Origin of the sequence: Pseudomonas sp. Z1-29 (assembly GCF_051131995.1) — a bacterium.
Classification (GTDB): domain Bacteria; phylum Pseudomonadota; class Gammaproteobacteria; order Pseudomonadales; family Pseudomonadaceae; genus Aquipseudomonas.
Genome location: NZ_CP071645.1, coordinates 915,080 through 928,605, shown reverse-complemented (window position 1 = coordinate 928,605; position 13,526 = coordinate 915,080). Strand labels below are relative to the sequence as shown.

Here is a 13,526-nt window from a genome sequence, read left to right as displayed (position 1 = left end):
CGCATGCGAATCCTGAGTCTGCCCCAAAAACAACTGTGGGAGCGAGCCTGCTCGCGAAGGCGCCCGCTCAGTCGACATTTTCATTGACTGACACACCGCTATCGCGAGCAAGCTCGCTCCCACAAGGGCATCTGTGGCACATGCAAATCCTGAGTCCAACCCAAAACAACTGTGGGAGCGAGCTTGCTCGCGAAGGCGTCAGGTCAGTCGACATCTTCATTGACTGACACTCCGCCATCGCGAGCAAGCTCGCTCCCACAAGGGCATCTGTGGCACATGCAAATCCTGGGTCCAACCCAAAACAACTGTGGGAGCGAGCCTGCTCGCGAAGGCGTAAGGTCAGTCGACATCTTCATCGACTGACACTCCGCTTTCGCGAGCAGGCTCGCTCCCACAGGGGATTACTTCAGTTCAACAGCATTTGGGGCCACCCTTGCCACCGTAACGGGCTTCCTGGCGTTCTCGGAAGAACGCCTCGTAGTCCATCATCGGCTTGTCGGGGTGCTTGGTTTGCATGTGCTCGACGTAGTTGTCGTAGTCGGGCATGCCGACCATCAGGCGGGCGGCCTGACCGAGGTATTTACCGAGGCGACTCAAGTCATTGAACATCGTTGCAATCCCCTGTCAAGCGTCCGGCAGCGCCTGGAATGGCGCTTCCTTGTCCGTGCGTTCTTTCGTGCCCCAGGCGGCGATGCCGACCTTGAGCGCGTAGAACAGGATGCTGAAGACCACGAACAGGAACAACACCGTCAGCGTTGCGTTGGTGTAGGCGTTGAACACCACGTGCTGCATCTGCTCGATGCTCTTGGCCGGGGCCAGGATCTGGCCGGCGGCCAGGGCATCGTTGTATTTGCGCGCCAGGGCCAGGAAGCCGATCGCCGGGTTGGCGTCGAACAGCTTGATCAGGCCCGCGGTGGTGGTGCAGATCAGCAGCCAGCTGGCCGGCAGCAGCGTGACCCAGACGTAGCGCTGGCGCTTCATCTTGATCAGCACCACGGTGGCGAGCATCAGCGCGATACCGGCCAGCATCTGGTTGGAGATGCCGAACAGCGGCCACAAGGTGTTGATGCCGCCCAGCGGATCGATCACGCCCTGATACAGCAAGTAACCCCACAGCGCGACGCAGCCGGCGGTGGCGATCAGGTTGGCGGTCCACGATTCGGTGCGCTTGAGGGCCGGGACGAACGAGCCGAGCAGGTCCTGCAGCATGAACCGCCCGGCACGGGTGCCGGCGTCTACCGCGGTGAGGATGAACAGCGCTTCGAACAGGATCGCGAAGTGGTACCAGAACGCCATGGTGTTCTCACCCGGCAGCACCGAGTGGAGGATCTGCGCGATACCCACCGCCAGGGTCGGCGCACCGCCGGCACGGGCCAGGATGGTGGTCTCGCCGATGTCCTTGGCCACCGCTTGCAGCGCGTCGGGGGTGATTGCAAAACCCCAACTGCTGACGGTCTGGGCCACGGCCACCACGTCGGTGCCGACGATCGCCGCCGGGCTGTTCATGGCGAAGTACACGCCCGGCTCGATCACCGAGGCCGCGACCATCGCCATGATCGCCACGAACGATTCCATCAGCATGCCGCCGTAACCGATGTAGCGGGCGTTGGTTTCGTTATCCAGCAGCTTGGGCGTGGTGCCCGAGGAGATCAGCGCGTGGAAACCCGAGACCGCGCCGCAGGCGATGGTGATGAACAGGAACGGAAACAGACCGCCCTTCCACACCGGCCCGGTGCCGTCGGTGAACTGGGTCAGCGCCGGCATTTTCAGCTCGGGCATGGTCACCAGGATGCCGATCGCCAGGGCGATAATGGTGCCGATCTTGAGGAAGGTCGACAAATAGTCCCGTGGCGCCAGGATCAGCCACACCGGCAGCACCGCGGCGACAAAACCGTAGCCGATCAGCATCCAGGTGATCTGGATCCCGGTGAAGGTGAAGGCCTTGGCCCAGACCGGGTCGGCGGCGATCTGCCCGCCCAGCCAGATCGAACCGAGCAGCAACAGCACGCCGATGAGCGAGATTTCACCGATGCGGCCCGGGCGGATGTAGCGCATGTAGATGCCCATGAACATCGCGATCGGGATGGTCGCCATCACCGTGAAGATGCCCCACGGGCTCTCGGCCAGGGCCTTGACCACGATCAGCGCCAGCACCGCGAGGATGATGATCATGATCAGGAAGCAGCCGAACAGCGCGATGGTGCCGGGGATGCGGCCCATTTCCTCGCGCACCATGTCGCCCAGGGAGCGACCGTTGCGGCGGGTCGAGAGGAACAGGACCATGAAGTCCTGCACCGCACCGGCCAGCACCACGCCGGCGATCAGCCAGAGCGTGCCGGGCAGATAGCCCATCTGCGCCGCCAGCACCGGCCCGACCAGCGGCCCCGCGCCGGCAATGGCCGCGAAGTGGTGGCCGAAAAGGATGTGTTTGTTGGTCGGGACGTAGTCCAGGCCATCGTTGTTGAGCACGGCGGGCGTGGCCCGGCGCGCATCGAGTTGCATCACGTTGTTGGCGATGAAGAGGCTGTAGTAGCGGTAGGCGACCAGGTAGATGGCCACAGCCGCGACGACGATCCAGAGGGCGTTGATCGGCTCTCCGCGGCGCAGGGCCACGACGCCAAGGGCGCACGCGCCTACGACGGCCAGCAGTAGCCAGGGCAGATGGCGTAGCAGGCTATTATTGTTTTTCATTTTTTTATTCCAGCCAGGGTGGACAAGAAAGACAGCCACCCGAGTTTAGCGCTTACCGGCGTAAAGGCCATACCCGACATTCGTCTGCCAATGGCCAAACGGGCACGATGCTGCGCCAGCAGGGTCTATAGTCAGTAAATCTCCAGAGGGATTGCGTAATGAGCGAACGTCGCCGCTTCGTACGAATTGAGTTCCATGCCGAGACCGAACTGAGCCAAGGGCCGTTCATCTGGCCGGTAAAGCTGCTGGATCTATCCCTCAAGGGGCTGCTGATCGAAAAGCCCGAACCCTGGATTGGTGACCCCGAAAAGTCCTTCATGGCTGATATTCATTTGAGCTCTGAGGCCGAGGTCAAGATGGAAGTCCGGCTGACTCACGACGACCATGGTCACTTGGGCTTTGTCTGTGAACACATCGACCTGGATTCCGTTGCGCATCTACGTCGGCTGGTAGAACTGAATCTGGCCGACCATGACGAGCTGGAGCGGGAACTGGCGGCGCTGATCCATATCTGACGGCACCGAGCTCCCCTGTGGCGAGGGAGCTTGCTCCCTAGCCACAAAAGGCCTGCACAAGCCGCTATTCAAACAAAGCATCCAACGCCTGCTCCAACCGCGTCACCGCAATGATCTGCAACCCCGCCGGCGCTTCCTTCGGCGCGTTCCCCTTGGGCACGATGGCGCGCTTGAAACCATGTTTGGCCGCTTCCTTGAGCCGCTCCTGCCCGCTGGGCACCGGCCGCACTTCACCCGAAAGCCCGACCTCACCAAACACCAGCAAATCGTGCGGCAGCGGCCGATTGCGCAGACTGGACATCACGGCCGCCATCAACGCCAGGTCGGAGGCGGTCTCCAATACCTTCACCCCGCCCACCACGTTGAGGAACACATCCTGATCGTGGGTAGGAATGCCGCCGTGTCGGTGCAAGACAGCCAACAGCATGGCGAGCCGGTTCTGATCCAGGCCCAGGGTGACCCGGCGCGGGTTCGCCAGGTGGCTGTCATCCACCAGCGCCTGGACTTCCACCAGCATCGGCCGAGTGCCTTCCCACGTCGCCATGACCACGCTACCCGGGACTTCTTCCTGGGCACGCGTGAGAAAAATCGCCGATGGGTTGGAGACTTCCTTCAGGCCCCGGTCAGTCATGCCGAACACGCCCAATTCGTTGACGGCGCCAAAACGGTTCTTCACCGCTCGCAACAAACGCAGGCGACCGTCCGATTCGCCTTCGAAATACAACACCGTATCGACCATGTGTTCCAGCACCCGAGGGCCCGCCAGCGCGCCCTCCTTGGTGACGTGGCCGACCAGGAAGATCGCCGTGCCGCTCTGCTTGGCATAACGCACCAGCAACGCCGCGCTTTCGCGCACCTGGGACACGCCACCCGGTGCCGATTGCAGCTGTTCGGTGAAAATCGTCTGGATCGAGTCGATCACCATCACCTTGGGTTTTTCCAGGCGCGCCGTGGCGATGATGGTTTCGATGCAAGTCTCGGTCATGACGCGCAACTGATCCTGGGGCAACCCCAGCCGTCGTGCGCGCATTGCGACCTGTTGCTGGGATTCTTCGCCAGTGACATACAGCGCCGGCATGCGAGTGGCGAGATTGCACAGGGTTTGCAGCAGGATGGTGGATTTGCCGATGCCCGGATCTCCGCCGATCAGTACCACCGAACCATCCACCAGACCGCCGCCCAGCACGCGATCCAGTTCGCCAGACGCCGTGGAAAAGCGCGGGATTTCTTCGACGCTGACCTCGGCCAGGGTCTTGATCTGGGCTTGTTGCCCAGCCCAACCCGTGCGCCCGGTGGGTGCCGCCGCCCCGCCGCTTTCCACCATGGTTTCGGTCAGGGTATTCCAGGCCCCGCACTCACTGCATTGGCCAGCCCATTTGGGAAAGGTCGAGCCGCACTCGGTGCAGCCGTACATGCGCTTTGCCTTGGCCATCTGAACTCCGGGTAAAAACCGCGATGATAGCCTAGCCAGGCTTTACTGCGGGGCCGGCATTCTGATTTCACCCTTCGCCAGATCCGCCGCGCTATTGCCCAGCGGATCCCTGGCCTCCAGGTCGGCGCCCCTGGCCTTCAAGGCATCGAGCAATTCGTCACGCTTGAACAGGCCCGCATACATCGCAGCGGTCTGTCCGGCACCGTTGCGTTGGTCCGGACTGCACTCGGTGGACAACAAACGGCGGGCGATCTGGACTTCACCCTTGAAGATGGCGCCCATCAACGCAGTATTGCCGCGTTTGTCCTGGGCGCAGGCATCGGCGCCAGCGGCCAACAGCCGCTCCACCGCGGGCGCGTGGCCGTGATAAGCCGCCAGGATCAGCGCCGTGTAGCCCTTTTCATCCCGGGTGTCGAGCGAATAACCGGCCTGGATGAAGGTATCGAGCATCGGCACATCGCCCCGGCGTGCAGCGTCGAAATAATAGTCTTGCAACTGCTCCCGCACCGCAGCCGGATCGGCGGGTACAGGCTGCTCGGCCAACACGCCCACCGACCAGGCCACGAGTACCGATAGAAGAACATTTCGCATCAGGCTTCTCCTTATGACGCAGGCCTGTGGGAGCGAGCCTGCTCGCGATCCAGGCAACGCGGCCTGCCTGGGCACCGCATCGCGAGCAAACTTGCACCCTACAGGTCGATCAGTCGCTCAGCTTCTCGGCCAGCGCCTTGACCCGCGCCAGGTCGCCTTTGGCGACACGAGCCACGCCGGTGCCGTATTCGGGGTCAGCCTTGTAGAGATACGACAGGATGATGTGCTTGCTCTCATCATCAGTCGTTGCCAATGACCCACCGAAGCTTTCGATCAAGTCATTGCGCTCCTTCTGATTGAACGAGCGGTACAGATCACCCGCCTGCTTGAAGTTCTGCTCGCGCTGGATTTTCGCTTGCTGGGTGCTGCCGGTCAGCGCTGCCTGGCTATAGCGCGCCGCAGGTTGCTCTTCGCGCGGCATCAAGCGACTCGGCTGGTAGTTCACGCCAGTGCTGGTGCTGCCGAAATTCATCGCACCGTCCTGGTTGCCATTGTTTACCGCGACCTTGGGCGCGTTGATGGGCAACTGCAACGCGTTCGGCCCGACCCGGTACATTTGCGTATCGGCATAAGAGAAGACCCGACCCTGCAACAGGCGATCCTCGGAAGGCTCGATACCCGGGACCAGATTGGCCGGGGCCATCGCGACTTGTTCGGTTTCCTGGAAAACATTCGCCGGATTACGATTCAACACCATCTGCCCAACTTTTCGCTCAGGCACATCCGGCCAGATCTTGGTGGCGTCCAGCGGATCGAAATCGAACTTCGACAACTCTTGCGGCTTGAGCACCTGAACGTACAGATCCCACTTTGGAAAGTCACCCTTGTTGATATGACTGACCAAATCATTCGTCATATGGCTGTAATCCTGCCCTTGCACTTTCACTACTTCTTTTGGATCGAGGTTTTTCAGCCCCTGCAAACTTTTCCAATGAAACTTCACGTAACTGATATCGCCCTTGGCGTTGATCAGTTTGTAAGCGTGCACGCCATTGCCGTCCATTTCGCGATAACTGGCCGGGGTGCCGGAGTTGGAATACAGCTCGGTCAGCGTGCGGGTGGCTTCCGGTACGTGGGAAAAGAAATCGAAACGACGCGAATCATCGTCCAGGTTGGTCCGCGGGTCGGGCTTGAACGCATGGACCATGTCGGGAAACTTGATTGCATCACGGATGAAGAACGTCGGGAAATTATTCCCGACCAGGTCCCAGTTACCATCGGCCGTGTAGAACTTGGTGGCGAAGCCTCGAGGATCACGCAGCGTCTCAGGCGAATGATTGCCATGCACCACGGCGGAAAAACGGACGAACACCGGCGTGACCTGTCCGGCGGCGAATACCTTGGCCTTGGTCAGGTCGCTCAGGTCATTGGATACCGTAAACTCGCCATGCGCACCGGTACCACGGGCATGCACCACACGCTCGGGGATCCGTTCACGGTCAAAACGCTGGAGCTTCTGGATCAGTTGCACATCCTGCAGCAGGGTCGGGCCGTTGGGGCCGGCGGTCTGGGAGTTCTGGTTGTCGCCCACTGCCGCGCCATTATCCCGGGTCAGGGTGGCGGCATTGACGGACAGGGAAAACAGGCTGGCGGTCAGCACAACAAGGGTATGGCGGTTGGAAAAAGCACCAAGGCCAAGGGAAGTGTTCATGTGAGTTTCCTCTGATTTATAGAGCGCATCCATGTGCGCCTTTCAGAGGCTAGTGCTCGACAAACCGAAACCTAAATAGAAATGCCGTACCGACCTGATAGAAAAAACAATATGGGGAATCGGCCCTGAACCGCGTATCACGCGCGATTGGTGGCACTTTGTAAACTTTTTGCGAGGCCCTGGGTCGATAACTGGCAAGCTTTGTAAGCATGCATGTCAGGCAAGACCCGTTTAGCTGACTTACACTGCGGCTATAAACCTCATCTGTCACAAGGAACAACTCATGGGCGTGCTAAGCGAGTTCAAGGCCTTCGCGGTCAAAGGCAATGTCGTCGACATGGCCGTTGGGATCATCATTGGTGCTGCTTTTGGCAAAATCGTTTCGTCATTCGTTGGCGACGTGGTCATGCCGCCGCTCGGCCTGCTGATCGGCGGAGTGGATTTCAGTGACCTGGCGATCACGCTCAAGGCGGCCGAAGGAAATACGCCAGCGGTGGTGCTCGCCTATGGCAAATTCATCCAGACGACAGTGGATTTCATCATCGTGGCTTTCGCCATTTTCATGGGCGTCAAAGCCATCAACCGCCTGAAGCGCGAGGAGGCCGTCGCTCCGAGCGCGCCGCCTGTTCCTACCAAGGAAGAACAATTGCTCAGCGAGATCCGCGACCTGCTCAAGGCTCAGAACGAGAGGCCTTGAGGATTCGCCGGCCCAAAAATGGCGTCCCACGGACGCCATTTTTTTCACCAGTAATTTTCCACCGCCACCTGGCCGGGCCGCCGCGTGAGGCTCAGTTGCAAGCCCCTGGCCTTGAGCAACTTGCGCGTGTCGTCAATCATCTGCGGGTTGCCGCACAACATGACCCGCGAATGCTCTGGCGTCAGCGCGACACCGGCGGCCTGTTCCAGCTCGCCATTTTCGATCAGTGTGGTGATGCGTCCGTTGAGGGCGCCAGGGTGTTGTTCACGGGTAACCGTCGCAATGAAGCGAAACTTATGGGCGTATTCGACGAGGTAGTCTCGCCGGGGCAACGCGTCGATCAAGGCCTGGTAGGCCAATTCCGGTGACTCGCGGACGCTGTAAACGAGGATGATCCGCTCGAATTTTTCCCAGACCTCGAAGTCCTGCAGGATAGAAAGAAACGGGGCGACCCCTGTCCCGGTGGACAACAGCCACAAATCGCGACCGTCAACGAAACGGTCCAGCGTCAGGTAACCAAAGGCCTGGCGCTCGACCAACAAGCTGTCACCCGGCTTCAAGCGGCTGAGCTCGCTGGTGAATTCACCGTCCGGCACGACGATGGAAAAAAACTCGAGAAACTCGTCGAACGGCGAAGAAACCATGGAATAAGCCCGCCAGACGGCCGTGCCGTCCGCCTTGACCACCCCCAGCCGGGCAAACTGACCGGCGCGGAAACGAAAGCCGCGATCCCGGGTGGTACGCAGGGTAAACAGGTGAGGCGTCAGGGGCTGCACATCGATCAGGGTTTGGCGGGTAAACTTTTCTGCGCTGTCGGTCATGAGCCTCTCCAATGGGACGAGGACCGTATTGTCCCGTAAACCAAGCACGTTAACCACTTACGATCAGTAATGATACTTAGGTCGTACATCACACATCTTCCCAGCGGATTCCTTCATCAAAGTTATACAAAAACAAATTAACGTATCGAAAACCGTAATAGAAAATCGTCAATTCAATAGCAACTAACGCCGATAAAAAAATGCCTGAAGCGTAGGAAATACCCTACACTAATTTTCGCAGCATCAATTGGATCCACATCACTGGACGATACCCAGGAGAACGCCATGGATGCATGGAAGGATTTACAACTAAGGAAATTGTCGTGCGAGCAGGACCTGCAAAAAGCCTATCGCCTCGTACAAAATTTCTTTAATTATCAAGGATTTGAATACTGCGCCTTCGCCGCCTACCCGACTTTTGCGGACAGACACAGGCATCGGATCAATATCAACAACTACCCTTATGGATGGAACAGGCTATACAAACAAAACGGTTATGCGGCGAACGACCCGATACTGGCACACTGCAATCAATCATCGCTGCCAATTCTCTGGAGCGAAGATATTTTTTGCGAGGTCCCCGAATTATGGCAAGCACTTGAACACCAAGGGCTAAGCCATGGCTGGACACAAGCCGTCCATGAGGAACGGGGCACCTATTACAGTCTGTTCAGTCTCGCCAGGATGCAACGCCCCATCGACCCCGAGGAGCATTATGGCAACCTGGGCTATGCCATTTTCGCCAGCCAACGGTTGCATGCGCTGGCAGGCCGGCGAATGTCCGACGCCGAGCCTTCGTCACAGACAGTCCATTTGTCGCCAAGGGAAATTGAAGTATTGAGGTGGTCCGCCGAAGGCAAGACGGCATCGGAAGTCGGCAGGATCCTCTGTCTTTCCGAGCGCACCGTGAATTTCCATGTCAACAGCTGCATGCGGAAACTGAACGTGACCAACAAAATCTCGGCGGTTGCCAAGGCGGCCCATATCCATGTGATCTGATCAGCAAGGCAGAACAGCCCGCTGAAAAACCCACGAGTATTACCCGGCAAAAAAACGTACCATTTACGGTCCCACTTGAATGATGACGTGCCAGGCACGCAACGCAGTTCATTCAGGCGGTCCCGCTGAGACACCTGCCCCCAGGCAGCGGGACATTCGTTGATTTGCCAGAGTTCCCGCCATGCCCTTGCTAGACAGTCCCTTCGCCCAACTCGACCTGATCCGCCAACCCGAACAGCAGAACGAACCACTGCAGGCATTCGACGCAGCCGATGAATATCTGCTTGCGTACCTGGCCGAACAGCAGCCGGGAGTGGATATCCGGGTTCTGGTACTCAATGACGGCTTCGGGGCCCTGGCGGCGAGCTTGGCCGGCAAGGTGAAGGTCACCAGTAGCGGCGACTCGTTCCTTGCCCTACAGGCATTGGAGAAAAACCTGGCGCGCAACGGTTTGCCCTTCGATGCGGTACCGATCGTGCCCGCCAGCGAACCGCTGACAGGGCCGTTCGACCGTGTCCTGATCAAAGTACCCAAGACCCTGGCCCTGCTGGAAGAGCAATTGATCCGGCTGCAAGAGCAACTGGCTCCAGGCGCTCAGGTCATAGCCGCCGCGATGGTCAAGCATCTGCCACGGGCCGCTGGCGATCTGCTGGAGCGCTATATCGGCCCGGTCCAGGCCTCGTTGGCGGTGAAGAAGGCCCGCCTGTTGATTGCCACGCCAAAAACCAGGACCACCACCGCCTCTCCCTACCCCACTCGCTATTGGCTGGATGAGCCGAAAATCGAGTTACTCAATCACGCCAACGTATTCTGTCGCGAAGGGCTGGATATCGGCACGCGCGCCTTTTTGCCACACCTGCCAAAAAACCTCGGCACGGCGCGGGTGGCGGACCTGGGATGCGGCAACGGTGTACTGGCTATCACCAGCGCCCTGCACAACCCGCAGGCCCAGTACACGTTGGTGGATGAGTCATATATGGCGGTCCAATCGGCCGCTGAAAACTGGCGAGCGGCCCTGGGCGAGCGTGAGGTGACCCTGCGGGCCGGCGATGGACTCGCCGGACAAGCGCCGCAATCTTTGGATGTGGTGCTGTGCAATCCACCCTTCCATCAGCAGCAAGTGGTCGGCGATTTCCTCGCCTGGCGGATGTTCCAGCAAGCCCGCGAGGCATTGGTGGTTGGCGGCGCGCTGTACATCGTCGGCAACCGGCACCTGGGCTACCACAGCAAGCTGGCTCGGTTGTTCCGGGGAGTCGAGCAGGTCGCCGCCACGCCAAAATTCGTGATTCTCAAGGCCCGCAAGTAGCCCTGGCATTCAGTGCGGTCCGCTCAATGAGTCGTCAGCCCGGCGGCGTTCATGAACATCCGCATCAGGCTGGCGACGATGAACAGCGCCAGCACACTCCCGGCCCAGATCGCCACCAGCCAGCCGAGCCGCTGCCACAACGGTTTTTTCTCAGCGGCTTCGATGTCTTTCAAGTCAGGCTTGGCCATTCTCGGCACCTCGCAGGTCGGTCAATGGTAGCCATCGTCATGGGTGACCTTGCCGCGGAACACGTAGTAGCTCCAGAAGGTGTACACCAGGATCAACGGAATGATGAACAGCGTGCCGACCAGCATGAAGCCCTGGCTCTGAGGCGGTGACGCGGCGTCCCAGATCGAAATGGATGGCGGCACGATGTTTGGCCACAAGCTGATGCCGAGGCCACTGTAGCCAAGAAAGATCAACACCAGCGTCAGGATGAACGGCGTGTAGTTGGCGTTGCGGGCCACGGCGCGGAACAAGCCGTACATGGTGACGAGCACCAGGATCGGCACCGGCAGGAACCAGAACAGGTTCGGCAGGGTGAACCAGCGTGCCGCGATGTCGGCGTGAGCCAGCGGCGTCCAGATGCTGACGATGCCGATCACGGCGAGCACCACGAATGCCAGTGGTCTGGCCAGGTCGTGCATCTGCTCTTGCAGCTTGCCTTCGGTCTTCATGATCAGCCAGGTACAGCCGAGCAAAGCGTAGGCGGCGATCAACGCCAGGCCGCAGAACACCGTAAATGGCGTGAACCAATCCAGGGAGCCACCGGCAAACTGGCGATTGACCACCTCGAAACCGTCGATGAATGCCCCCAGCGCCACGCCCTGGAAAAAGGTCGCCGTCAGCGAACCACCGATGAACGCCTTGTCCCACAAATGCCGCTTCTCGGCCTTGGCCTTGAAGCGGAACTCGAATGCCACGCCCCGGAAGATCAGGCCGACGAGCATCAGGATCAGCGGCAGGTACAGCGCCGAGAGCACCACCGAATAGGCCAGTGGAAACGCCCCGAACAGCCCGGCGCCGCCCAGCACCAGCCAGGTTTCGTTACCGTCCCAGACTGGCGCGACGGTATTCATCATCACGTCGCGGTCGCGTTCGCCCTTGACGAAGGGGAAAAGAATGCCGATCCCCAGGTCGAAGCCGTCCATGATCACGTACATCATGATGCCGAAGATGATGACCACGGCCCAGATCAGCGGAAGATCAATACCCATGACTCAATTCCCCTTGTGCGAGCTGTCGTTGTGGTCCACTTCGTCGTCGCCTTCGTTGGCGGCCGACAATGGACGGGCCGGGGTGCGTTTCTGGCCCGGACCGCCATCGCTCGGCTCGGCTTCGTGAGCCACTGGGCCCTTGCGCACCAGGCGCAGCATGTAGCTCAGGCCCGCACCGAACAGCGCGAAATACACCACCACGAACATGATCAGGGTGAAGCTCATTTGCGCAAAGCTGTGGCCGGACGAGGCATCCGCCGTGCGCATCAGGCCGTAGACCACCCAGGGTTGGCGGCCGATTTCAGTGGTGAACCAGCCCGCGAGAATCGCAATCAAGCCCGACGGTCCCATCCACAGCACCAGGTGCAAAAATGGCCGGGATTGGTAGAGCCGTTCACCACGCCGCAGCCAGAGGCTGCACAGGCCGGTGAAAATCATCAGCAGCCCCAGGCCCACCATGACCCGGAACGACCAGAACACGATGGTCGAATTCGGCCGGTCCTCCGGCGGAAACTCCTTCAGGGCCGGCACTTGATCGGTCAGCGAGTGCGTCAGGATCAGGCTGCCCAGGTAAGGGATCTCAACGGCAAACTTGGTTTCCTCGGCTTCCATGTCCGGCCAGCCGAACAGAATCAATGGAGTGGGCTCGTCGCCGACGTTTTCCCAATGCCCCTCGATCGCGGCGATTTTTGCCGGCTGGTGCTTGAGCGTGTTGAGCCCGTGGAAGTCGCCAATGACCGCTTGCACCGGCGCCACCAGCAGGGCCATCCACATCGCCATGGAAAGCATCCGGCGAATGGCCGGATTGTCGCGACCACGGAGCAAATGCCAGGCCGCCGACGATCCGACGAAGAACGCCGTGGCAACAAATGCCGCGACCGACATGTGCAACAGGCGGTAAGGGAACGAGGGATTGAACACCACCGACAGCCAGTCCACCGGGATGACCCGGCCATCGATGATTTCGTAGCCCTGCGGAGTCTGCATCCAGCTGTTGGAGGAAAGAATCCAGAAAGTCGAGATCAGGGTGCCGATCGCCACCATGACCGTGGAGAAGAAGTGCAGTCCCCTGCCGACGCGGTTCCAGCCGAACAACATGACCCCGAGGAAACCCGCCTCGAGGAAGAATGCGGTGAGCACCTCATAGGTCAGCAACGGCCCGGTGACCGCACCGGCGAAGTCCGAAAAGCGGCTCCAGTTGGTGCCGAATTGATAGGCCATGACCAGCCCGGACACCACGCCCATGCCGAAGTTGACGGCAAATATCTTCGACCAGAAGTGGTACAGGTCGCGGTAGGTGTCGTCACGCGTCTTCAGCCACAGCCCTTCGAGCACCGCCAGGTAACTCGCCAGGCCAATGGTGATGGCCGGGAACAGGATGTGGAACGAGATGGTGAATGCGAACTGGATTCGGGCGAGATCGAGCGCCTCCAAACCGAACATAAGTCTTCCTCTGTCAGGTAAAACCGGCTGCGGGCGGGGCTTGCATCACAGCTCCCTGGGGATATGGAGTGTGATGTTTTTCAAATCGTTCTTTTTTTAGAACCGTCACAACGCAGGATTCTGGCCGGGTGGCCCCAGCGCAACGCCTTTGCGGGCATTGATC

At 59.9% G+C, this 13,526-nt stretch carries 13 protein-coding genes; 4 read left to right on the top strand and 9 right to left on the bottom strand.

The features are described 5' to 3' along the window. Positions 1-411: 411 nt before the first annotated feature. Complete coding sequence (locus J3P84_RS04345) at positions 412-609, bottom strand: YbdD/YjiX family protein (protein ID WP_003182142.1); 198 nt, start codon at positions 607-609, stop codon at positions 412-414. Positions 610-624: 15 nt separating this feature from the next. Next, entirely contained in the window at positions 625-2,691 is a 2,067-nt protein-coding gene (locus J3P84_RS04340; protein WP_434571699.1) for a carbon starvation CstA family protein, read from the bottom strand. Positions 2,692-2,849: 158 nt separating this feature from the next. Here J3P84_RS04340 and J3P84_RS04335 point away from each other — a divergent pair, with 158 nt between their 5' ends. Continuing rightward, positions 2,850-3,206 carry a PilZ domain-containing protein gene (locus J3P84_RS04335; RefSeq protein WP_434628111.1) on the top strand — a complete coding sequence of 119 codons (357 nt, stop codon included), beginning with the start codon at positions 2,850-2,852 and terminating at the stop codon, positions 3,204-3,206. Between the two features lie 64 nt (positions 3,207-3,270). Here J3P84_RS04335 and radA read toward each other — a convergent pair whose 3' ends face one another. The 3 genes from radA to katB form a co-directional block, all read right to left on the bottom strand. Beyond that, on the bottom strand, positions 3,271-4,638 hold the full coding sequence (gene radA, locus J3P84_RS04330; RefSeq protein WP_030140305.1) for a DNA repair protein RadA: 1,368 nt from the start codon (positions 4,636-4,638) through the stop codon (positions 3,271-3,273). A gap of 42 nt (positions 4,639-4,680) precedes the next feature. Further along, the gene (locus J3P84_RS04325; RefSeq protein ID WP_434628108.1) at positions 4,681-5,229 is read right to left on the bottom strand and encodes an ankyrin repeat domain-containing protein; all 549 of its coding nucleotides are present in this window, start codon (positions 5,227-5,229) and stop codon (positions 4,681-4,683) included. Between the two features lie 109 nt (positions 5,230-5,338). After that, positions 5,339-6,880 (bottom strand): catalase KatB, encoded by a 1,542-nt coding sequence (gene katB / locus J3P84_RS04320; RefSeq protein ID WP_434628105.1) that lies wholly within the window; start codon positions 6,878-6,880, stop codon positions 5,339-5,341. A gap of 283 nt (positions 6,881-7,163) precedes the next feature. On the opposite strand from katB, the gene mscL reads away from it, so the two are divergent. Next, a complete protein-coding gene (mscL, locus tag J3P84_RS04315; RefSeq protein ID WP_434571690.1) occupies positions 7,164-7,577 on the top strand; it encodes a large-conductance mechanosensitive channel protein MscL in 414 nt (137 codons plus the stop codon). A 44-nt stretch (positions 7,578-7,621) separates the two neighbouring features. On the opposite strand, the gene J3P84_RS04310 is transcribed toward mscL, so the two are convergent. Then, complete coding sequence (locus J3P84_RS04310) at positions 7,622-8,398, bottom strand: ferredoxin--NADP reductase (RefSeq protein ID WP_434628102.1); 777 nt, start codon at positions 8,396-8,398, stop codon at positions 7,622-7,624. 285 nt (positions 8,399-8,683) lie between these two features. Here J3P84_RS04310 and J3P84_RS04305 point away from each other — a divergent pair, with 285 nt between their 5' ends. Further along, a complete protein-coding gene (locus J3P84_RS04305) occupies positions 8,684-9,397 on the top strand; it encodes an autoinducer binding domain-containing protein (protein WP_434628099.1) in 714 nt (237 codons plus the stop codon). 181 nt (positions 9,398-9,578) lie between these two features. Continuing rightward, a complete protein-coding gene (locus J3P84_RS04300) occupies positions 9,579-10,703 on the top strand; it encodes a methyltransferase (protein ID WP_434628096.1) in 1,125 nt (374 codons plus the stop codon). A 23-nt stretch (positions 10,704-10,726) separates the two neighbouring features. On the opposite strand, the gene J3P84_RS04295 is transcribed toward J3P84_RS04300, so the two are convergent. Genes J3P84_RS04295 through J3P84_RS04285 form a run of 3 tightly spaced genes read right to left on the bottom strand, consistent with a single transcriptional unit; the run spans position 10,727 to position 13,363 of the window. Further along, positions 10,727-10,891, bottom strand: coding sequence for a DUF2474 domain-containing protein (locus tag J3P84_RS04295; RefSeq protein ID WP_434605841.1), 165 nt, complete (start codon positions 10,889-10,891; stop codon positions 10,727-10,729). A 21-nt stretch (positions 10,892-10,912) separates the two neighbouring features. Continuing rightward, positions 10,913-11,920 (bottom strand): cytochrome d ubiquinol oxidase subunit II, encoded by a 1,008-nt coding sequence (cydB, locus tag J3P84_RS04290; protein WP_434571683.1) that lies wholly within the window; start codon positions 11,918-11,920, stop codon positions 10,913-10,915. Positions 11,921-11,923: 3 nt separating this feature from the next. After that, complete coding sequence (locus tag J3P84_RS04285; protein WP_434628093.1) at positions 11,924-13,363, bottom strand: cytochrome ubiquinol oxidase subunit I; 1,440 nt, start codon at positions 13,361-13,363, stop codon at positions 11,924-11,926. Positions 13,364-13,526: the final 163 nt, after the last annotated feature.

Excerpts from the sequence above, each read along its gene's own strand:
- J3P84_RS04345 (WP_003182142.1), bottom strand. The coding sequence starts at position 609 with ATGTTCAATGACTTGAGTCGCCTCGGTAAATACCTCGGTCAGGCCGCC.
- J3P84_RS04340 (WP_434571699.1), bottom strand. The coding sequence starts at position 2,691 with ATGAAAAACAATAATAGCCTGCTACGCCATCTGCCCTGGCTACTGCTG.
- J3P84_RS04335 (WP_434628111.1), top strand. The coding sequence starts at position 2,850 with ATGAGCGAACGTCGCCGCTTCGTACGAATTGAGTTCCATGCCGAGACC.
- radA (WP_030140305.1), bottom strand. The coding sequence starts at position 4,638 with ATGGCCAAGGCAAAGCGCATGTACGGCTGCACCGAGTGCGGCTCGACC.
- J3P84_RS04325 (WP_434628108.1), bottom strand. The coding sequence starts at position 5,229 with ATGCGAAATGTTCTTCTATCGGTACTCGTGGCCTGGTCGGTGGGCGTG.
- katB (WP_434628105.1), bottom strand. The coding sequence starts at position 6,880 with ATGAACACTTCCCTTGGCCTTGGTGCTTTTTCCAACCGCCATACCCTT.
- mscL (WP_434571690.1), top strand. The coding sequence starts at position 7,164 with ATGGGCGTGCTAAGCGAGTTCAAGGCCTTCGCGGTCAAAGGCAATGTC.
- J3P84_RS04310 (WP_434628102.1), bottom strand. The coding sequence starts at position 8,398 with ATGACCGACAGCGCAGAAAAGTTTACCCGCCAAACCCTGATCGATGTG.
- J3P84_RS04305 (WP_434628099.1), top strand. The coding sequence starts at position 8,684 with ATGGATGCATGGAAGGATTTACAACTAAGGAAATTGTCGTGCGAGCAG.
- J3P84_RS04300 (WP_434628096.1), top strand. The coding sequence starts at position 9,579 with ATGCCCTTGCTAGACAGTCCCTTCGCCCAACTCGACCTGATCCGCCAA.
- J3P84_RS04295 (WP_434605841.1), bottom strand. The coding sequence starts at position 10,891 with ATGGCCAAGCCTGACTTGAAAGACATCGAAGCCGCTGAGAAAAAACCG.
- cydB (WP_434571683.1), bottom strand. The coding sequence starts at position 11,920 with ATGGGTATTGATCTTCCGCTGATCTGGGCCGTGGTCATCATCTTCGGC.
- J3P84_RS04285 (WP_434628093.1), bottom strand. The coding sequence starts at position 13,363 with ATGTTCGGTTTGGAGGCGCTCGATCTCGCCCGAATCCAGTTCGCATTC.